Below are 231 nucleotides of genomic sequence, written 5' to 3' on the forward strand. Positions count from 1 at the left end.
TCATAGGCGGACAACTTGCTGTATCTTACGTCGCTCATATATAGGACTCCTTAAATGAAATATTAATTTACCTCTATATTAAACAAAATTTTGCGATTTGGCTATCGATGCACTTACTCCCCATCAGGATTGGAAAGATAACGCTCAATCAATTCTATTGGAAAACCTTTTCGGTATAAGGCCTGCTTCATTTTTTGTTCATATTCGAAGCCTTCATGGTTTTTATATCGA

General features: G+C 35.5%; 1 pseudogene. It reads right to left on the reverse strand.

Features of this window, described 5'->3' with window-relative positions:
* Positions 1–113 precede the first annotated feature (113 nt).
* Positions 114–231, reverse strand: a pseudogene (locus ACYP5M_RS26835) (recombination regulator RecX); the annotation flags it as partial.

This window comes from Peribacillus sp. N1 (assembly GCF_054600815.1).